We start from the raw sequence: 19590 nt of genomic DNA, 5'->3' as shown, positions 1-19590 counted from the left end.
CACCGGGCCGTATTCGCCGCAAACGTCACTGACCAGGCACTTCCCGACGTTATCCATTGAGCACCGTCTGGCGCGCCCGTCCCGAACCGATCGGGACCCAACGTGGGGAGGAACAGTGCTCCGACCATCATCCTTGAGATCCACTCTCCGGCGAACAGCCGTGGCGTGCGCCGCGATCCTGCTGGGCCTCACCGCCCAACCCGCGGTCGCCGCCCAGCGAGAACCGGACCCGCAACCCGCGCCGGCCCGCGTGGACCAGCGACTGCTGCGCCAACTCGGCGCGACCGGCAGCGGGAGTTTCCTGGTCTACCTGCGGGACACCGCGCCGGTGGCCCGGACCGCGAAGCTCCGTGACGCGGACGACCGGGCCCGCGAGGTGCACCGGCTGCTCACCACGACCGCCGAGCGCACCCAGCACGATCTGCGGGCGCTGCTGACCGCCCGCCGGGCCCCGCACACCGCCTACTGGATCGCCAACGCGGTGCGCGTGACCGGCGACCGGAAGCTGGTCGACGAGATCGCCAAGCGACCCGAGGTGGCCCGGATCGAACCCACCCGCAGCTACCCGCTGCGGCGACCGACGCCGGCCGCCGGCAGCCGCGCCAGCGCCGACGGCGTCGAGTGGGGGCTGACCAACATCAACGCGCCCCAGGTCTGGAGCGACCTGGGCGACCGCGGCGAGGGCGTGGTGGTCGCCAGCATCGACAGCGGCGTCCAGTACGACCATCCCGCGCTGGTCGGGGCGTACCGGGGCAACCTCGGTGGCGGCGCCGTCGACCACGACCACAACTGGTACGACCCGGCCGGGGTGTGCCCGAGCCCGGCACCCTGCGACAACAACGGCCACGGCACCCACACCATGGGCACGATGGTCGGCGACGACGGCGCCGGCAACCAGATCGGCGTCGCCCCCGGCGCCCGGTGGATCGCCGCGAAGGGCTGCGAGGCGGACTCCTGCTCCGACGCCTCCCTGCTCGCCGCCGGCCAGTGGGTGCTGGCCCCCACCGACCTGAACGGGCAGAACCCCCGCCCCGACCTGCGGCCCGACGTGGTCAACAACTCCTGGGGCGGTGCCGGCGACGATCCGTGGTATCAGCAAACCATCGCGGCCTGGCGGGCCGCCGGCATGTTCCCCGTCTTCTCCTCCGGCAACGACGGCCCGGCCTGCGGCAGCGCCGGCTCCCCCGGCGACAACGCCGACGCGTACGCGGTCGGCTCGTACGACGTGCACAACGCGATCTCCGACTTCTCCGGCCGAGGCGACGCCACCGACCCGCAGTCGTACAAGCCGAACGTCGCAGCCCCGGGCAGCAACGTGCGCTCCAGCGTGCCGGGCAACTCCTACGCCGCCTTCGACGGCACCTCGATGGCCGCCCCACACGTCTCCGGCACCATCGCGCTGGTCTGGTCGGCGGCACCGGGTCTGAAGGGCGACATCGCCGCCACCGAGGAGTTGCTCGACCGGACCGCCCGCGACGTCGACGCCACCGCCTGCGGGGGCACCGCCGCCGACAACAACGTCTTCGGTGAGGGCCGACTCGACGCGTACGCGGCGGTGCGGGCCGCCCCGCGCGGCACGGTCGGACGGATCGCCGGCACCGTGACCGCGGTAGCCGGCGGCGACCCGATCGCCGGCGCGACAGTCGGCGACGGCAGCCGCAGCGTCACCACCGGCGCGGACGGCCGGTACGCGCTCACCGTGCCGGCCGGCGAGGCCACGGTCACCGTGAGCGCGTACGGCTACGCCGGGCAGTCGGCCACCGTCACCGTCACCGAGGGCAGCGCGGTCACCCGGGACTTCGCGCTTGTGGCAAGCCCGACGGTCACCGTCAGCGGCCGGGTCACCGACGGCTCGGGGCACGGCTGGCCGCTCTACGCCCGGGTCGAGGTCGCCGGCCGCCCCGGTGGGCCGGTCTTCACCGACCCGGTCAACGGCCGGTACTCGTTCACCGTGCCGGGCGGCACCACCTACCGGCTCACCGTGGCGGCCCGCCATCCCGGCTACCGCACGGTGACCCGGGACGTGGCCACCGGCACGCGGCCGGTGACTGCCGACATCGTCGTACCGGTCGAGCCGGCCTGCACGGCGGCCGGCTACGCCAGCAGCTTCGGCACGCCGGTGCTGGACGAGAGCTTCGACGGCACCGACCCGCCGGGCGGCTGGTCGGTGCGCAACCGCACCGGCGACGGCGGCTGGACCTTCAGCGACGAGGGCGAGCGCGGCAACCTCACCGGTGGCAGCGGTGCCTTCGCCATCGTGGACAGCGACCGCCTCGGCTCCGGTAAGAGGCAGGACACCGACCTGGTGACCCCGACGGTCGACCTGAGCGCAGTCCCGGCACCGGTGCTGCGTTTCCACAGCGACTGGCGGGCCGTCGGCGTCAGCGACGCGGCCGACGTGGACGTCTCCACCGACGGCGGCGACACCTGGACCACCGTCTGGCACCAGACCGACAGCCGGCGCGGACCGCGCGTCGAGGAGGTGCCGCTGGATCCGGCGGCCGGAGCCTCCACCGTCCAGGTCCGGTTCCGCTTCCACGGCGGCTTCGCCTGGTGGTGGGAGGTCGACGACGTGCAACTGGTCAACCGCGACTGCGCGCTGATACCCGGTGGGCTGGTGCTCGGTGTGACCACCGACCGCAACACCGGCACGCCGCTCAACGGGGTCACCGTGGTCAGCGCCGACCAGCCGGAGGATCGCGGGGTGTCGTCGGCGACGCCGGAGGACCCGGCCCTGCCGGACGGCTTCTACCAGCTCTTCTCCCGGCTGACCGGGGCGCACCCGTTCGCTGCCAGCCGATCCCCGTACCAGGAGGCGACGAAGAGGGTGACCGTGGTGGCCGACAGGGCCCGCCGGGCGGATCTCGCGCTGGCGGCCGGTCGGCTCACCGTCACCCCGGGCGGCGTCGAGTCGTACCAGCCGCACGGCAGCACCCGGACCACGAAGGTGACGGTGCGCAACACCGGAACGGCCCCGGCCGCCATTGACCTGGTGGAGCGCAACGGGCGGTTCGACCTGCTGTCCAGGGCGGGAGCACCGCTGCGGGAGCAGAAGATGAAGGGCATCAGCAAGGCCCGCACCGGCACCACGTACGGCGGGGCGAACACCGAGGCCAGGCCACGGGCGCAGGACGCCTGGGCCGGGATCGCCGACCTGCCGACAGCGGTCTACGACAACGCGGCGGCCAACCTGGACGGCAAGGTCTACTCCGTCGGCGGTGGCGGCGGCAGCGGCCAGGAACGCAAAGCATGGCGGTACGACCCCGACACCGACGTGTGGACGGCGCTGCCCGACCTGCCGACGGCCCGATCCAAGCCGGTCGCCGCAGCCGTGGGCGGCAAGCTGTACGTGATCGGCGGCTGGGGCGCCGACGACGAGACGGTCGCCTCGGTGGACGTGTTCGACCCGGCCACGAACAGCTGGAGCACGGTGGCCGGGGCGAGCAACCCGTTCCCGGTGGCGGCGGCCGGCGGCGCGGTGGCCGGCGGAAAGGCGTACCTGGTCGGTGGCTGCCTCGACAGCACCTGCACCGACTCGGACCGGCTCGTCGTCTTCGACCCGGCGACCGGTTCGTTCCAGACCGGCGCGGCCTACCCGCACCCGGTCTCCTGGCTCTCCTGCGGTGGGATCGGCAGCGCGGTGTACTGCGCGGGCGGCACCGGCGGCAGCGACTACACCGACGCCCACCGGTACGACCCGGCGGCGGACGCGTGGACCCGCCTGCCCAACCTGCCGGTCGACCTCTGGGGTTCGCAGCACACGGCCGCCGGCGGTCTGCTGGTGCTGGCCGGTGGCGTCACCGCGGCGTCGACCGCGGTGACCAACCGGACCATCGGGTACGACCCGGTGGCCGGGAGCTGGCGGGACCTGCCCAACGTCCAGTTCGGCCGCTACCGGGGCGCCGCCGCCTGCGGCGCGTACAAGATCGGCGGATCGCCGTCCTCCTTCGTGGGCTCCGCGGAGAGCGAGCGGATGGGCGGCCTGGACCTCTGCGCCGGGGAGGCCGACCTGCCGTGGCTCGCCACGACGCCGGCCAGCTTCACCCTGGCGCCGGGCGCGTCCCGGGCCGTCACCGTCACCCTGCGCGCCACCGCGGCGACGGAGGTGGCCCAGCCGGGCACCTACTCCGGCGAGTTGGGGATCGCGTCGAACACGCCCTATCCGGTGGCCGCGGTGCCGGTGACGATGCACGTGTCGCCGCCGGCCAGTTGGGGCAGGATCCAGGGCACCGTCACCGGCGTCACCTGCGGCGGAGCCACCGTGGGAGTCCCGGCGACGGTCCGGGTGAACCTGGTGGGCAGCACCACCGGCCACACCCTGACCGCCAACGCCCAGGGCCGGTACGTCTGGTGGCTGCCGAAAGGCCGGTACGAGGTGATCGTGGCGAAGGACGGCTGGGTGCCGCAGAGCCGGCGCACACGGATCGAGGCGGGCATCGTCAACACGCTCGACTTCGGCCTCGACCCGGCCTCGTCCTGCACGAGAGCCACCGGCATCTGACCCCTCCGAGACGACCGGGGCCGGTCACCCTTGATGGGTGACCGGCCCCGGTCGATCAGAGCAGTGGGTCAGGCGACGGTGACGGTGACCTCGTTGAGGCCCCGGCCGGCGGTGACGGCGGCGTCGCCGTTGCCGTGCCGGGAGAGCGCCCGCAGCGTCCAGGAGCCCGGCGCGGCGAAGAACCGGAACTGACCGGCCGCCGAGGTGACCACCTCGGCGGTGAACTCACCGGTCGAGTCCAGCAGCCGGACGTACGCACCCGGCACGACCTCGTCCGCCGCGGAGCGGACGATGCCCGTGATCACGGTTTCCTTCTCCAGGTCCAGGCTGGCCGGCAACGGCGCGGCCTGGTCCGGTGCGGCGCAACCCGCGGCGGTGGGAGCGGTCATCGTCAGGCCTCCCCGGGTTCGTCGCCGAGCGCCACCGGGACGCCGACCAGCGAGCCGTACTCGGTCCACGAGCCGTCGTAGTTCTTCACGTTGCGGTGACCGAGCAGCTCCTGCAGCACGAACCAGCTGTGCGAGGAACGCTCGCCGATCCGGCAGTACGCGATCGTCTCCTTGCCGTCGTCCAGCCCGGCGTCGGCGTAGATCTTGCGCAGCTCGTCGTCGGACTTGAACGTGCCGTCCTCGTTGGCCGCCTTGGACCACGGAACGCTGATCGCGGTCGGGATGTGACCGGCCCGCTGCGCCTGCTCCTGCGGCAGGTGGGCGGGGGCGAGCAGCCGGCCGGCGAACTCGTCGGGGCTGCGCACGTCGACCAGGTTCTTGGTGCCGATCGCGGCGACGACCTCATCGCGGAAGGCCCGGATGGAGGTGTCCGGCTCCTGCGCGACGTACTGCGTCGCCGGGCGGGAAACCGCGTCGGTGACCAGCGGGCGGGCGTCCAGCTCCCACTTCTTGCGACCGCCGTCGAGCAGCTTCACGTCGCCGTGGCCGTACAGCTTGAAGTACCAGTAGGCGTACGCCGCGAACCAGTTGTTGTTGCCGCCGTACAGGATGACGGTGTCGTCGTTGCTGATGCCCCGCTCGGAGAGCAGCGCCTCGAACTGGGTCTTGTTGACGAAGTCCCGGCGGACCTGGTCCTGCAGGTCGGTGCGCCAGTCGATCTTGACGGCGCCGGCGATGTGGCCGGTGTCGTAGGCCGAGGTGTCCTCGTCGACCTCGACGAAGACGACGCCCGGGGCGTCGAGGTTCTTCTCGGCCCACTCGGCCGAAACGAGTGCGGTGTCGCGACTCATCGAATCACTCCCTGGTGAATGGATGGTGAGCCAGCGCGCGGATGTCAATGGGTGAAGCTGTCGCAACGCGCGGGACCCAACGGAAGGACGGGATCACAGGTTCGTGCGACGGCGCCGCTGCCGGGCGTTTGGTGGGATCACCGGAGGGGTCGGGGACCCTGCATGCCGGTGGCCGCCTCAGGCGGCCGAAAACAGCCCCGCCGTCAGATGACGGGGCGACACAGGCAGGTGGCCACGCGGCACAGGTCGACCGCGCGCCGTTTGGTGAGGTGAGTCCCCATGGCCACGGAGCCTACCAGTGAGTGACCGGGCTGCCACAGAGCCGACCAGCATCCGGGAATCACCGGGGCCGCTGGGCCGTAGCAGCGTCCCGCCGCCGGAGGGCCTGACGCGCCACTCAGCCAACCGAGTTGATCGGCACGTCCTTCGCGTCGGCGGTGACGGCCAACCCTTCGGGCAACGGCCGGACCTCCCGGACCGCGAGCTGGAACGGCAGGTCGGGCAACGGGACGTCGACGGAGATGCCCTTGGCGTAGTTGTTCAGGATGGTGCGGGCCAGTGGCAGGTTGGGCAGGCCCTCGGCGTCCAGGTTGCTGAAGCGCAGGGCGACCGCGCCGCTCTCGGCGACGGTGACGTCCGCCGTGCCGCTGACCGTGAAGTTCTGACCGAGCACGTCGACCGGCGCGGTGACGGCGAGCTTGCCGCCCTGCTCGCCGAGGGTGAGCCCGGGCCGGTTCAGCAACGCGGCCAGGCTGTCGTAGCTGATCGTGCCGGTGCCGTTGACGGTGTCCGCGACGACGTCACCCTGCCCGGTGCGCAGCGTGTCCAGGGATGCCCGCACGTTGCGGGCGTCCACGTCCAACACCGGCAGACGTACGGCGTCGCCCTCGACCGAAGCCTGCACGTCCCGCAGCTTGATGGAGATCCGCTCGTAGCGGCCGTCGAGCACCTGGGTGAGGAACGGCGTCCCGCCGACCTCGACCTCGGGGGCGGCTGCCTGCGCGCCCTGCTTGCTGACCTCCTGGCTGACCCGGTCGGCGATGAGACGCTCGGCCACCCCGACCGCCACCCGGTCGGCGACCACCAGCAGGGCCGCCACCACCAGGAGCAGAACGACCAAACCGATGAGCAGCTTGCGACCGCGCCGCCGGGGCCGGGCCTCACCAGCCGGATACTCCTGGGCCACGACGCCTCCTGTCTCCGCCCGCCACGGCGGGCGGGGCGTCCGTACCGGTGCCGCAGCGCGGCGCCTCCGTTGGTACCCGACCGGCACCGCGCTCAACCGTTGCTCAGAGAAAGAGCATGCACATGGCGTACGCCGCAGGCGCGGCCAGCGCGAAGCCGCCGAGCGGCCCCTGCATGTGCCGGGCAACCCACATGGTGGGCAGCTCGCCGGCCATCAGGCGGCCCGCCTCCGCGTACCCCACGGCGAGGTCCGAGAGGACGGCCGTGACCGCCGCGACCAGACCGAGCACCGCGGCCCGGGTCGGCGTGAAGGGCGTCACCAGATAGCTCCCGAGCACCGCGCTGACCAGCGTGCCGGCCATCGCACCGGCCACCACACCAGCGGCGCCCCGAGGCACCTGCGGGGCCAGCCGGGGCCACGGCAGCACCGCGTCGGTCAGCCGGGCGACGGTCAGCGCCACCCCGCTCGCGGTCAGGCAGACGGTGATCGCCTGGGTGCCGGCCGGGATGCGGCTGAGCACGATCAGGGTGCCGAAGGCCACCACTCCGACCACGATGAGCAGCGTGGCGCCGAGTGAATCGGTGACCCGGACCCGGTCGACCCGACGGACCAGTTGACCGAGCACCGCGGCGAGGAATCCGCCGACGGCCAGGAAACCCAGTGGCGCCAGGCCGGCGACGTCGGTCTGCACGGCGGCGATGTCGACGGCTGCGGCGACCGCGGCGCTGATCCCACCGACCAGCAGCGGCGCCGGCGGGCGCATCGCCATCGCCCAAGCGAGAACGAACAGCAGTTGGACGCCGAAGATGATGAAGGCGAACGGCAGCCGGTGGCCCGGCCCCGACGTCTGCGCGCCGAGCACCAGACCGAGACCGAGCAGCGCGGCGAAGCCGGCGATGGTCAGCGCCAGCGAGCGGCGCACCTCGACCGCGGGTACGACCTCTTCCTCCGGCTCGTCGATCTCGTCCTCGGAGCGGCGGGCCGGCTCACCGGCGCGGCGGGCCCGGCGCGGCCCACCTCGTTCACGGCGTTCGGCGTCGGTGACGGCCGGCCCGGTGCGCGGCGCCGGTGGATGACCACGGGTCGGGGCGGCCGGACCCGAGCGGGGGCCGTCCGGCCACGATTCGCGGCCGGCGTCGGACGAGGTGGAGGGAAACACGCCCCGATCGTGCCAGACCGACCGCCCGACGCGGTGGTCCCGGGTTTCAGCAACGTTAAAACCTGCGCCACGATCAGGGGCAAGCTAGACAAACAGGAAATGGCCTGATGGTGCGGTCGAGGCGATCGGTTAGGCTCAAACGCGTTACCCGCCCGTCAGCGACGCCGGGACCACGCAATTTCTCAGCGCACTCCTTGGTGAGTGTGTCTGGTCGCGCGCGGCGATGCGCCGCCGGGACGGAGGTGATCGTGGAGATCCTGCTGCTGGTGACCGCACGTGCGGGGGAGCCGTCGGCTGTGCTGCCGGCACTCGACCTGTTGCCGCACTCGGTTCGCACCGCGCCGCGTGACGTCCGCACCCTGGTCGCCGGGCCCAGCCCGGACGCGGTGCTGGTCGACGCTCGATCGGAGTTGAGCGAGGCCCGGGCGACCTGCCGGATGCTGCACGCCACCGGGCTCGGCGTGCCGCTGGTCGCGGTGGTGACCGAGGCCGGCCTGATCGCGTTGAACGCCGACTGGGGCGTCGACGACGTCATCCTCGCCTCGGCCGGTCCCGCCGAGGTGGAGGCGCGACTGCGTCTGGCGGTCGGGCGTCTGAGCAACGCGACCGCTGGCGCCGGTGGTTCGATCCGCGCCGGTGAGCTGACCATCGACCCGGACACGTACGCGGCCAAGCTCAAGGGCCGCCCGCTCGACCTCACCTACAAGGAGTTCGAGCTGCTGAAGTTCCTGGCCCAGCACCCGGGTCGGGTGTTCACCCGGGACCAGTTGCTGCGCGAGGTGTGGGGTTACGACTACTTCGGCGGCACCCGGACGGTGGACGTGCACGTCCGGCGGCTGCGCGCCAAGCTCGGCTCGGAGTACGAGTCGATGATCGGCACCGTCCGCCAGGTGGGTTACAAGTTCGTTGTTCCGCCGTCGCGGTCGCTGCCCGAGCCGGAGCACGCGCCGCTGCCCGTCTGACCCCACGCCGCCCGGGGAGCGGGTCCCGCCCGGGACGATTTCCTATATGCCCTTTTTAGGCAGCTCGTCGGTTCTATTCTGACTGCCGGGTTTGTCGAAAAGGGGGCATCGGTGCGCGCAGGTTCCACGGGGGCGACGGGCCGGCGCGCCCGGTCGACCGGGCGGAAGCCGTGATTCGGGTCAACTCGACCGCGCGTGCGGCGGCGATCGTGACGGTGGTGGTGGTCGCACTGCTCAGCTCGGCGTACGTGCTGGGTCGCGCTCTCGTCCCCGACGAACCTCGACGGCACGCCACCGGCATCACCACCAGCGGCGACGACCCGCACTACGCCGACCAGCTTCCCAGCGACGAACCGAGCAGCACCCCGAGTGCCAGCCGCAGCGCCGGCCCCACCGAAGCCGGCCAGGACGGTTCGGGGCGGGACGCCAGCGGCGACAAGCTGTTCGGCGCGCACACCGGCACCGGCAACGCCCGGCTCGCGCTGACCTTCGACGACGGACCGGACCCGCGCTACACCCCGCAGGTCCTCGCCACGCTGCGCGAATACGGCGTCAAGGCCACGTTCTGCGTGGTGGGCGAGAACGCACAGGACCACCCGGACCTGATCCAGGCGATCGTGGCCGACGGGCACACCCTGTGCAACCACTCCTGGCACCACGACGTCTCCCTGGGCAACCGGTCGGCCGACCAGATCCGTGCCGACCTGCTGCGCACCAACGCGGCGATCCGGGCAGCGGTGCCGGAGGCGCCGATCGTCTGGTACCGACAGCCCGGCGGCGCCTGGACCTATCCCGTGGTGTCGGTGGCACAGCAGCTCGGCATGACCCCGCTGCACTGGTCGGTGGACCCGTCCGACTGGCAGGCGCCCGGTGCCGGCAAGATCGCGGCGACGGTGGCCACCCAGGTGGAGCCGGGCTCGGTGGTGCTGCTGCACGACGCGGGCGGCGACCGGCAGGGCACGGTCGACGCGCTGCGCCGGATCCTGCCGGACCTGAGCACGCGCTTCGAGTTGGAGGCGCTGCCCACCGACCCGACCTGAGCCGGGCGACAGCTTCGACGACAGGCGTCCTGCTGCTCGTCTCCTGCCATCCCGCAGGCCAAGGGCTTGGTGCGCTGCCTTTGGAGCTGATGTCGTAGACGATTCAGCCGCCAGGCGGGCGTTCGCTGTCCTGGATCCATCAGCCGGGCCGGTGATGTCGCAAACGGTTCAGCTCCATAGGCGTCGACAAGCACCGCACCCACCAGCGCCGACCGCAGCCTCCACCGACGACGGGCGCGGCTGTCTCGGCGACGGCTGAGGCTTAACTCGGCGACGGTCCGAGCGTCACGGCACCCAGCGGATACGGTGGCGGGATGAGCAGCGCGGAGCCGACCAGCGATCAGGTGACCCGGGCCGACCGGCTGGAGCCGGCGGAGATCGCCGACGTGCTGGCCCTGGCCCGCGCCGCAGGCGACACCGACGGCGCGGACCCGCTCGACGAGCACGTCCTGCTCCGGTTGCGCGACCCGGAGGCCAGGGCCGTACACCTGCTGGCCCGCGCCGACGACGGCGCCCTCACCGGGTACGCGCACCTGGACACCACCGACCCGGTCGGTGGGATCGGGGTGGAACTTGTGGTGCACCCCGGCTACCGGCGGCGAGGCACCGGTCGGGCGCTGGCCCGGGGCGTGCTCGCCTCGGCCACCGGGCCGCTGCGGGCGTGGGCGCACGGCGACCACCCCTCGGCGGCGGCGCTCGCCGTGGACCTTGGCTTCACCCGTGCCCGGGTGCTCTGGCAGCTACGCCGGCCGTTGGCCGTCTCGCTGGGCGAGCCGCGCCTGCCCGACGGCGTGGCGCTGCGCGCGTTCCGGCCGGGGGCGGACGACGCGGCGTGGCTGACCCTCAACGCCCGGGCCTTCGCCGAGCACCCCGAGCAGGGTCGGTGGACCCCGGAAGACCTGCGGGTCCGCCTCGCCGAGCCGTGGTTCGACCCAGCCGGCTTCCTGCTCGCCGAGGAGACCTCGACCGGCCGACTGCTCGGCTTCCACTGGACCAAGGTGCACGAGCGCCCGGGATCGGCCCGCATCGGTGAGGTGTACGTGCTCGGCGTGGAGCCGACCGCGCACGGCGGCGGGCTCGGCCGTGCGCTGACCACGGCGGGGCTGGCGTACCTGCGCGACAAGCGCGGCCTGGACCGAGTGATGCTCTACGTGGACGAGTCGAACGCCGGGGCGGTCGCGCTCTACGAGCGGCTGGGCTTCGCCCGCTGGTCCGCGCACATCAACTACCACCTCGGCTGAGCAGCAACGGGCACTGAAGTGCCCCGGTTCACTTAACGGACAACTCACCCTCAGCGAGCGGTCATCTCGAAGGCCGTACGTGTTCACCCTGCGTTCACTTGCGACCGGCGAACCGGCTACCTGGCACTTCTAACTTTCGTGTCAGCCGGTCACTGCCGGTCCTCGCGCCCCGGGATCGGGGCGCCAAGTCAGACGCGAAGGGAAACCCCTCAGGTGAAGCTCCAGCGGTACGGCGCTATCGTCGGCCTCGCTCTCGCCGCGACGCTCGGCCTCAGTGCATGCGGCTCGGACAACAACGAGCCCGCTCCCGGCGCAAGCGCTTCGGGCTCGACCGCCGCGGTCGACTGCGCTACCGGAACGCTGAACGCCCAGGGCTCGTCGGCGCAGAAGAACGCCATGGCCGAGTGGATCAAGGCGTACCAGCAGAAGTGCCAGGGCACCACGATCAACTACGAGCCGACTGGTTCTGGCGCCGGCATCCAGGCGTTCATCGCCGGGACCGCCGACTTCGCCGGCTCCGACTCCGCGCTCAAGCCGGAGGAGCAGCCGCAGGCCGACGCCAAGTGCGTCGACGGCAAGGCCATCCACCTGCCGATGGTGATCGGGCCGGTGGCCGTCGCCTACAACGTCAGCGGCGTGGACAACCTCCAGCTCAAGCCGGCCACCCTGGCGAAGATCTTCGCCGGCAAGGTCACCAAGTGGGACGACGCGGCCATCAAGGCCGACAACCCGGACGCCAAGCTCCCGGCGACCACCATCCAGACGGTCCACCGCTCGGACGAGTCGGGCACCACCGACAACTTCACCAAGTTCCTCTCCAAGACCGCCGAGGCCGACTGGACGCTTGGCAACGCCAAGGCCTGGAAGGGTCCGGGCGGCACCGGTGCCAAGGGCTCGGACGGCGTGGCCAGCCGCGTCAAGGGCGCCGAGGGCTCGATCGGCTACATGGAGTGGTCGTTCGCCGAGAACGCCGGCCTCAAGATGTCCAAGATCGGCAACGGTAACGGCGAGTTCGCCGCGCTGACCGCCGAGGCGGCCGGCAAGACCATCGCCGGGGCCAAGATCGAGGGCCAGGGCGACGACCTCAAGCTGTCGGTCGACTACAACACCAAGGAGGCCGGGGCCTACCCGATCGTCCTGGCGACGTACGAGATCGTCTGCGGCAAGGGCCTCGCGGCCGACAAGTTGAAGCTGGTCAAGGGTCTGCTGAGCTACGCCGCCAGCGCCGAGGGCCAGAACTCGCTGACCGACCTGGGCTACGCCCCGCTGCCGGAGACGGTTCGCACCAAGGTCGAGACCGCGGTCAAGAACCTCTCCTGACCCGACCCCACCACCTCAGCAACCGAATCGAGCGAGCAGATGGGTGAAACCCCTCACCGCTCGGCCGACGCCGGCGCCGGCGGGACGCGCGTGACCCAGAGTCGCGAGTGGCCCGCCGGTGCCTCGGCGCATGTGGCCGAGGCACCAGTCAGCACCCGTCCCCCGGGCGGTGGCGGGCTGGGCGGCGGCGGCGCGCTGCCGCGCAGCCGTAAGTTCGGCGCCGAGCGGGCTTTCCGCGGTCTCACCCTGGCCGCCGGCACCACCGTTCTGGTCATCATCGCCGCCATCGCGATCTTCCTGGTCGCGAAGGCGGTGCCGGCCCTGCGCGCCAACACCGAGAACTTCTGGTCCTACGAGGGCTGGTCGCCCAACGAGACAGAGCCGAAGTTCGGCATCGGCGCACTCGCCTTCGGCACCGTGCTCAGCTCGGCACTCGCGCTGCTCGTGGCGGTGCCGGTAGCGCTGGGCATCGCGCTCTACCTCTCGCACTACGCACCCCGCCGGCTGGGCACCGCGCTCGGCTTCCTGGTCGACCTGCTCGCCGCCGTGCCGAGCGTGGTCTTCGGTCTCTGGGGGCGGGACGTCTTCAGCAGCCCGGTCCGGGACTTCTCGGTCTGGCTCAACCAGCACTTCGGCTGGATCCCGCTCTTCGGCGGCGACGGCCCGTTCGGTGCCTCCGTCATGCTGGGCGCCCTGGTGCTCGCGATCATGGTGCTGCCGATCGTCACCTCGCTCTCCCGCGAGGTGTTCCTCCAGACGCCGACGGCGAACGAGGAGGCCGCCCTCGCCCTGGGCGCCACCCGCTGGGAGATGCTCCGCACGGCGGTGCTCCCCTACGGCCGCCCCGGCATCATCGCCGCGGTGATGCTCGGCCTGGGCCGCGCACTCGGCGAGACCATCGCGCTGGCGCTGACCCTCGGCATCACCTTCGGCATCTCGTTCAACCTGATCCAGAACGGCGGCAACACCATCGCCGCCAACATCGCCAACGCGTTCGGCGAGGCGAACGAGACCGGCCGGGGCGCGCTCATCGCCTCCGGCCTGGTGCTGTTCACCATCACGCTGATCGTCAACATCACGGCGCGGGCGATCATCTACCGCCGCCGGGAGTTCACGGAGTCGGCCGCATGACCACAACCGCCACCTCCCACCGCACCCGGCCGCCGGCCCAGCCCGACTCGCTGCGGGGTCGCCGACTGCCCTGGTACGCCGCTCCGGCCATCGCCGTCGCCGCCCTGGCGCTCTCCGCCGTGATCGTCTACGGCACCACCATCGGCGGCCCGGTCCTCGTGGTCGTCCTCGGCGCGATCCTCTACCTGGTCGGGCTCTTCGCCGCCGCCAACGCGGTCGAGGGGCGCCGGTCGGCCCGTAACCGCACCTGGAGCGCGCTGATCCACTCCGCGTTCGTGCTGGCGGTGCTGCCGCTCGTGTCGGTGGTCTGGACGCTGGTCAGCAAGGGTGCCGAGCGGCTGGACGCCAACTTCTTCCTGACCTCGATGAACAACATCGGGGCCCGCGACGCGAACGGCGGCGCGTACCACGCGATCGTCGGCACGCTGGAGCAGGTCGGCATCGCCACCCTGATCACCGTGCCGCTCGGCATCCTCTGCGCCATCTACATCGTCGAGTACGGCCGGGGCAGGTTCGCCTTCGCGATCCGGTTCTTCGTGGATGTCATGACCGGCATCCCGTCCATCGTCTCCGGCCTGTTCGTGCTGGCGTTCTGGGTGCTGATCGTGTCGCCGTGGTTCAACGACGGCCGGCCGAGCTTCTCCGGCTTCGCCGCCGCGCTCGCGCTGAGCGTGCTGATGCTGCCCACCATCGTCCGGTCCACCGAGGAGATGCTCCGCCTCGTTCCGGCGCCACTGCGCGAGGGCGCGTACGCGCTCGGCGTACCCAAGTGGAAGACCATCCTGCGGGTGGTCCTGCCGACGGCGCTGCCTGGCATCGTCACCGGCGTCATGCTCGCCGTCGCCCGCGCGGCCGGCGAGACGGCGCCGGTGCTGCTGGTCGCCGGCGGCGGCGCCGCGATCAACACCAACCCCTTCGAGAACAACCAGTCGTCGCTGTCCCTCTTCGTCTACCAGCAGGCCGGTGACGCGTCGAGGTACGCGCCGGCACGGGCGTGGACGGCGGCACTCACCCTGGTCGCCCTCGTGCTCATCCTGACGATCGCGGCGAAGCTGCTGGCCCGTCGCAACCGGCTCAGCCGATGAACCCCGGAGGTACCACCACCATGGCCAAGCGTGTCGAAGCCTCGAACGTCACCGCCTTCTACGGCGGCTTCAAGGCGATCGAGAACATCAACCTGACCGTCGAGCCGAAGACGGTCACCGCCCTGATCGGCCCGTCCGGCTGCGGCAAGTCGACCTTCCTGCGGTCCATCAACCGGATGCACGAGGTGCTGCCGGGTGCCCGGGTCGAGGGCAGCCTGACGATCGACGACCAGGACATCTACGACCGGGACGTGGACGTCACAGCGGTCCGGCGCATGATCGGCATGGTCTTCCAGCGGCCGAACCCGTTCCCCACCATGAGCATCTTCGAGAACGTGGTGGCCGGCCTCAAGCTCAACGGCGTCCGGAAGAAGTCGATCCTGGAGGACGCGGCCGAGAAGGCGCTGCGCTCGGCGAACCTGTGGGACGAGGTCAAGGACCGGCTGGGCAGGCCCGGCGCGGGCCTCTCCGGCGGTCAGCAGCAGCGGCTCTGCATCGCCCGGACCATCGCGGTCGAGCCGCAGGTCGTGCTGATGGACGAGCCGTGCTCGGCCCTGGACCCGATCTCCACGCTGGCCATCGAGGATCTGATGTTCCAGCTCAAGGACAAGTTCACGATCATCATCGTGACGCACAACATGCAGCAGGCCGCGCGGGTGTCGGACCGGACCGCCTTCTTCTCGATCGAGAAGACCGGCGACCCGGGCCGCCTCATCGAGTACGACAACACGCAGAAGATCTTCAGCAACCCGAGCGTGAAGAAGACCGAGGACTACATCACCGGCCGCTTCGGCTGAGCCGACCGCGACCGTCACCGGCGTCCCCGCCCTCCCGGCGTGGGCGCCGGTGCCGTATCCGGCCTCTCCGCCTCTCTCCGACGGCGGGCGGCGGGCGGCGGGCGGCGGGCGGCGGGCGGCGGGCGGCGGGCGGCGGGCGGCGGGCGGCGGGTCAGCCGAGCACGAAGCGGGGTTCGCCGTCGGGCGGCAGGTCCAGGCGTGGAGTGATCGGCGTGGCGGCGTCCCGGTCGGCCGCCGCCCGCGCCACCCCGGCCAGATCGCCGGCCGCCGCCACCTGGGCCAGCGTGACAAGGGTCGGCGGCAGCATGGTCAGCTCGCCCGCCTCGGCGCGGGCCAACGCGTCCGCCGGCCGGATCCACAGGGTGTGGTCGGCCTCGCCGGAGACGTCGCGGGTCCGCTGCCCCGCCGGCAGCAGGGCCACGAAGAAGTACGTGTCGAAGCGGCGCGGCTCGAACTCAGGGGTGACCCAGCGGCTCCACGGCAGCAGCAGGTCCGACCGAAGCGTGAGCTGACGGTCGGCGAGCAGAGCGGCGAAGCCCAGTCGGCGTCCCTCCAGGTCCTGCCGGGCCGCCTCCCAGTCGTCGCCGCTGACGTCGCCCACCACGGTCGTCGGGTCCGGGCCGGCGAGCAGCACGCCGGCCTCCTCGAAGACCTCGCGGGCAGCGGCGCAGACCACCGCCTGGGCGGCATCCGGGGCCACTCCCAGCCGGGCCGACCACTCGGTCGGCGCCGGGCCGGCCCAGTCCAGGTGCGCCTCGGAGTCGGAGCGGTCCACGCCGCCCCCGGGGAAGGCGTACATCCCGCCGAAGGTCATCGCGGCGACCCGGCGGATGACGTACACCTCGAAGTCTGTGTCGGTCGGACGCAGCAGCAGCACGGTGGCCGCGACCCGGGGCACCGCCGGGGCGACGCCCTCGGCCTGGAACCGGCGGGCGTGCTCGACCAGGGCGGCCGGGGCGGCGAAGCCGTCGCTGTCGATCGTCATGCCGCGAGCCTAGTTGCCGAAGACGCGGCGACCGGGGCGCGGCCAGCCATGATCGACTCCATATCGGCGATATCGCCTTATCCCGCCACCAGGACACCCCCACATCGCCGACACGGAGTTGATCAGGGGCACGCATCCCGGCAAGCGTGGCCGGCTGGCCGACGGTTCACCTGGCTCGGCTAGCGTTTCCGGCATGACTCGTTGGGGCATCCTGGCCACCGGCCACATCGCCAGCCGTTTCGCCGAAGACCTCCGGCTCGTGCCGGACGCCGAGTTGGTCGCCGTCGGCTCCCGCGCCGCCGAGAGCGCCCAGCGCTTCGCCGACACCTACGGCGCGAAGCACGCATACGGCTCCTGGGTGGAGTTGGCCGCCGATCCGGAGGTCGACGTGATCTACGTGGCCACTCCGCACGCCGCGCATCACGAGGCGGCGATGACCTGCCTGACCGCCGGGAAGGCGGTGCTGCTGGAGAAGCCGTTCACTCTCGACCTGGCCAGCAGCACCGAACTGGTGGACACTGCCCGCGCCGCCGGGGTCTTCCTGATGGAGGCCATGTGGATGCGGATGAATCCGATGATCCTGCGGGCGGTGCAGCTGATCGCGGACGGGGCGATCGGTACGGTGCGCGGCGTCCGGGCCGACTTCGGGGTCGCCGGGCCGTTCCCGCCGGAGCACCGGATGCGGTCCGTGGCACTGGGTGGGGGTGCCCTGCTCGACCTGGGGATCTACCCGATCAGCCTGGCCTACCTGCTGCTCGGTGTGCCGCAGCACATCCGGTCCTGGGCGAAGCTCGGCCCGGAGGGGACGGACGAGAACACCGGCATCCTGTTCGGCTACGACACCGGGGCCCTGGCCACGTTGAGCTGCGGCATGGTCGGGGCGAGTGAGCTGTCCGCCTCGATCACCGGCAGCACGGGCCGCATCGACCTGCCCGAGCCGTTCTTCCGGCCGGGGTCGCTGACCCTGCACCGCGACGGTGTCGAGCCGGAGACGATCTCCACCGAGGTCGTCGGCAACGGCTACCAGTACGAGGCGATCGAGGTGCAGCGCTGCCTGGCGGCCGGGCTGACCGAGAGCCCGATGGTGCCGCACTCCGCCACCCTTGAGGTGATGGCCCTGCTGGACACGGTGCGCGAACAGATCGGCGTCCGGTACGTGTGACGCGCCCGGCACCTGGCTGGGCAGGGAAAGGGCCCCTCGTCGCGTCGACGAGGGGCCCTTTCCCGAGCGGTGGTCAGCCGAAGAGCGGCCGGACCAGCAGGTAGGTGACGCAGGCGATCAGCGCGGCGGCCGGGAACGTGACGATCCAGGCGATCACGATGTTGCCGGCGACGTTCCAGCGGACCGCGGAGAGGCGCTTGGTCGCGCCCACGCCCATGATCGCCGAGGTGATGGTGTGGGTGGTGGAGATCGGCGCCTTCAGCACCAGGGCGTTGAAGTAGAGCACCGCGCTCGCCACCGTCTCGGCGGCGAAGCCCTCCGGCGGACCCAGGTCGATGATCTTACGACCGAGGGTACGGATGATCCGCCAACCGCCGGCGTAGGTGCCCAGGGCCAGCATCGTCGCCGAGGTCCAGAACACCCAGCCGGGGATGTGGCTCTTGTCGTCCTGGAAGCCGCCCGTGTAGAGGGCCAGAACCACGATGCCCATCGTCTTGGCGGCGTCCTGCATGCCGTGGCCGACCGACATGGCGGCCGCCGAGGCGGTCTGCGCCCAGCGGAAGCCCCGGTTGAGCTTGCCCGGCTGCCCCTTCCGGAACAGCCAGAGGATGGCCAGCATCAGCAGGTAACCGAGGGTGAGGCCGACGATCGGCGACAGCACCATCGGCAGGATGACCTTCTCGCCGATCGTGACCCACTGGACGATGCCGCCGGCCGACAGCAGGGTCGCGCCGACCAGACCGCCGAAGAGCGCGTGTGAGGACGACGATGGCAGGCCGAAGTACCAGGTGATCAGGTTCCAGGCGATCGCGCCGAGCACACCGGCGAAGACCACACCGAGGCTGGCCACCCCGGTGGGGAGGGTGACCAGGCCGTCGCCGACGGTCTTGGCCACCCCGGCACCGAAGTGGGCGCCGATGAAGTTGCCGACCGCGGCGAGCGCCAGGGCGATCCGGGGTGTCAGCGCCCGGGTGGAGACGCTTGTCGCGATCGCGTTGGCGGCGTCGTGGAAGCCGTTGGTGTAGTCGAACGCCAAGGCAACCGCGATCACCGCCAGTACGGCGATGAGTTCGGGAGACACCGGCTCAGGACTCCTTGACGGCGATGGTCTCGACCGTGTTGGCCACGTGCTCGAAGGCGTCGCAGGCGGCCTCCAGCTCGTCGGCGACCTCCTTCATCTTCAGCACCGTCAACGCGTCGTACTCACCGGAGAAGAGACGGACGAGTAGCTGCCGGTTGATCCGGTCGCCCTCGTTCTCCAGCCGGTTGCACTCGATCCAGTAGTCCTCGAGATCCTTCATCGACTTCAGCCGGGGCATCGCGTCGGCGGTCAGCTTGGCCTGCTGGTCGAGCACGTTGACCATCTCGTGCAGCTCGCGGGGCAGCGCCGGCAGCTCGGTCAGCCCGTACAGGTAGAGCAGGTCGCCGACCGCTTCCAGGTGGTCCATCACGTCGTCCAGCAGCGAGCCGAGCCGGTAGATGTCCTCCCGGTCGAACGGGGTGATGAAGGTCGAGTTGATCTTCTTGTACAACTCGTGGGTGATCTGGTCGCTGTCGTGCTCGACCTCGGTCAGCCGCTCGCTGACGGACTGCACGTCGACGCCGGGCAGGGCCAGTTCGTTGAGCAGTGCGGTGCCCCGGACCAGGTTCTGCGCGGCCCTGGTGAAGAGCTCGTAGAAGGCGCCCTCGGTGGGGCGGAAGGAAAACTTCACAGCACAGACCTCGTCGCGTCGGTGGAAGGTGGCGGCGTCCGTCGGCGTCCGCCCGGTGAATGCTAGGAA

Annotated in this window: 17 protein-coding genes; 9 read left to right on the top strand and 8 right to left on the bottom strand. The window is 71.5% G+C overall.

Annotation, left to right across the window (positions count from 1 at the left end):
• Positions 1-115: 115 nt before the first annotated feature.
• Positions 116-4501, top strand: a complete 4386-nt coding sequence (locus ABZ780_RS19065) for a S8 family serine peptidase (protein WP_357486810.1) — start codon at positions 116-118, stop codon at positions 4499-4501.
• A 68-nt stretch (positions 4502-4569) separates the two neighbouring features.
• Here the strand turns inward: ABZ780_RS19065 and ABZ780_RS19060 are convergent, their stop codons facing one another.
• From ABZ780_RS19060 to ABZ780_RS19040, 5 genes are all read right to left on the bottom strand, one after another.
• The gene (locus ABZ780_RS19060) at positions 4570-4890 is read right to left on the bottom strand and encodes a DUF1416 domain-containing protein (RefSeq protein WP_357010265.1); all 321 of its coding nucleotides are present in this window, start codon (positions 4888-4890) and stop codon (positions 4570-4572) included.
• Between the two features lie 2 nt (positions 4891-4892).
• Positions 4893-5741: a sulfurtransferase gene (locus tag ABZ780_RS19055; protein WP_357486808.1), complete on the bottom strand. Its 849-nt coding sequence runs from the start codon at positions 5739-5741 to the stop codon at positions 4893-4895.
• 203 nt (positions 5742-5944) lie between these two features.
• Positions 5945-6022: an Ms5788A family Cys-rich leader peptide gene (locus ABZ780_RS19050; protein ID WP_310503780.1), complete on the bottom strand. Its 78-nt coding sequence runs from the start codon at positions 6020-6022 to the stop codon at positions 5945-5947.
• Positions 6023-6138: 116 nt separating this feature from the next.
• Entirely contained in the window at positions 6139-6927 is a 789-nt protein-coding gene (locus ABZ780_RS19045; RefSeq protein ID WP_357010260.1) for a DUF2993 domain-containing protein, read from the bottom strand.
• Between the two features lie 103 nt (positions 6928-7030).
• Entirely contained in the window at positions 7031-8086 is a 1056-nt protein-coding gene (locus ABZ780_RS19040) for a hypothetical protein (RefSeq protein ID WP_357486806.1), read from the bottom strand.
• A gap of 242 nt (positions 8087-8328) precedes the next feature.
• On the opposite strand from ABZ780_RS19040, the gene ABZ780_RS19035 reads away from it, so the two are divergent.
• The 7 genes from ABZ780_RS19035 to pstB all read left to right on the top strand — a co-directional run bounded on the left by ABZ780_RS19035 (position 8329) and on the right by pstB (position 15662).
• Entirely contained in the window at positions 8329-9048 is a 720-nt protein-coding gene (locus tag ABZ780_RS19035) for a response regulator transcription factor (protein WP_357010255.1), read from the top strand.
• Positions 9049-9218: 170 nt separating this feature from the next.
• Positions 9219-10088, top strand: coding sequence for a polysaccharide deacetylase family protein (locus ABZ780_RS19030; protein ID WP_357486804.1), 870 nt, complete (start codon positions 9219-9221; stop codon positions 10086-10088).
• A gap of 314 nt (positions 10089-10402) precedes the next feature.
• Positions 10403-11329: a mycothiol synthase gene (gene mshD / locus ABZ780_RS19025; RefSeq protein ID WP_357010250.1), complete on the top strand. Its 927-nt coding sequence runs from the start codon at positions 10403-10405 to the stop codon at positions 11327-11329.
• 213 nt (positions 11330-11542) lie between these two features.
• Positions 11543-12649 (top strand): phosphate ABC transporter substrate-binding protein PstS, encoded by a 1107-nt coding sequence (gene pstS / locus ABZ780_RS19020; protein WP_357010248.1) that lies wholly within the window; start codon positions 11543-11545, stop codon positions 12647-12649.
• Positions 12650-12688: 39 nt separating this feature from the next.
• On the top strand, positions 12689-13780 hold the full coding sequence (gene pstC / locus ABZ780_RS19015; RefSeq protein WP_357010245.1) for a phosphate ABC transporter permease subunit PstC: 1092 nt from the start codon (positions 12689-12691) through the stop codon (positions 13778-13780).
• Positions 13777-14865 (top strand): phosphate ABC transporter permease PstA, encoded by a 1089-nt coding sequence (pstA, locus tag ABZ780_RS19010; RefSeq protein WP_357010242.1) that lies wholly within the window; start codon positions 13777-13779, stop codon positions 14863-14865. Before pstC ends, pstA begins: the two co-directional genes overlap by 4 nt.
• 20 nt (positions 14866-14885) lie before the next feature.
• Positions 14886-15662 (top strand): phosphate ABC transporter ATP-binding protein PstB, encoded by a 777-nt coding sequence (pstB, locus tag ABZ780_RS19005; protein ID WP_357010239.1) that lies wholly within the window; start codon positions 14886-14888, stop codon positions 15660-15662.
• A gap of 151 nt (positions 15663-15813) precedes the next feature.
• On the opposite strand, the gene ABZ780_RS19000 is transcribed toward pstB, so the two are convergent.
• Positions 15814-16647: an NUDIX hydrolase gene (locus ABZ780_RS19000; RefSeq protein WP_357010236.1), complete on the bottom strand. Its 834-nt coding sequence runs from the start codon at positions 16645-16647 to the stop codon at positions 15814-15816.
• Between the two features lie 193 nt (positions 16648-16840).
• On the opposite strand from ABZ780_RS19000, the gene ABZ780_RS18995 reads away from it, so the two are divergent.
• Positions 16841-17809 carry a Gfo/Idh/MocA family oxidoreductase gene (locus ABZ780_RS18995; protein WP_357486802.1) on the top strand — a complete coding sequence of 323 codons (969 nt, stop codon included), beginning with the start codon at positions 16841-16843 and terminating at the stop codon, positions 17807-17809.
• Between the two features lie 73 nt (positions 17810-17882).
• Here ABZ780_RS18995 and ABZ780_RS18990 read toward each other — a convergent pair whose 3' ends face one another.
• The gene (locus ABZ780_RS18990) at positions 17883-18890 is read right to left on the bottom strand and encodes an inorganic phosphate transporter (RefSeq protein ID WP_357010231.1); all 1008 of its coding nucleotides are present in this window, start codon (positions 18888-18890) and stop codon (positions 17883-17885) included.
• A 4-nt stretch (positions 18891-18894) separates the two neighbouring features.
• Positions 18895-19521, bottom strand: coding sequence for a DUF47 family protein (locus ABZ780_RS18985; RefSeq protein WP_030327784.1), 627 nt, complete (start codon positions 19519-19521; stop codon positions 18895-18897).
• Between the last annotated feature and the right edge of the window lie 69 nt (positions 19522-19590).

Source organism: Micromonospora sp. NPDC047467, from assembly GCF_040643095.1.
Lineage (GTDB): Bacteria > Actinomycetota > Actinomycetes > Mycobacteriales > Micromonosporaceae > Micromonospora.
The sequence above is the reverse complement of the archived record's forward strand: the minus strand, read 5'-3'. Positions and strand labels throughout refer to the sequence as shown.

Excerpts from the sequence above, each read along its gene's own strand:
- ABZ780_RS19050 (WP_310503780.1), bottom strand. The coding sequence starts at position 6,022 with ATGGGGACTCACCTCACCAAACGGCGCGCGGTCGACCTGTGCCGCGTG.
- ABZ780_RS19055 (WP_357486808.1), bottom strand. The coding sequence starts at position 5,741 with ATGAGTCGCGACACCGCACTCGTTTCGGCCGAGTGGGCCGAGAAGAAC.
- ABZ780_RS19000 (WP_357010236.1), bottom strand. The coding sequence starts at position 16,647 with ATGACGATCGACAGCGACGGCTTCGCCGCCCCGGCCGCCCTGGTCGAG.
- ABZ780_RS19060 (WP_357010265.1), bottom strand. The coding sequence starts at position 4,890 with ATGACCGCTCCCACCGCCGCGGGTTGCGCCGCACCGGACCAGGCCGCG.
- pstC (WP_357010245.1), top strand. The coding sequence starts at position 12,689 with ATGGGTGAAACCCCTCACCGCTCGGCCGACGCCGGCGCCGGCGGGACG.
- mshD (WP_357010250.1), top strand. The coding sequence starts at position 10,403 with ATGAGCAGCGCGGAGCCGACCAGCGATCAGGTGACCCGGGCCGACCGG.
- pstA (WP_357010242.1), top strand. The coding sequence starts at position 13,777 with ATGACCACAACCGCCACCTCCCACCGCACCCGGCCGCCGGCCCAGCCC.
- pstB (WP_357010239.1), top strand. The coding sequence starts at position 14,886 with ATGGCCAAGCGTGTCGAAGCCTCGAACGTCACCGCCTTCTACGGCGGC.
- ABZ780_RS18995 (WP_357486802.1), top strand. The coding sequence starts at position 16,841 with ATGACTCGTTGGGGCATCCTGGCCACCGGCCACATCGCCAGCCGTTTC.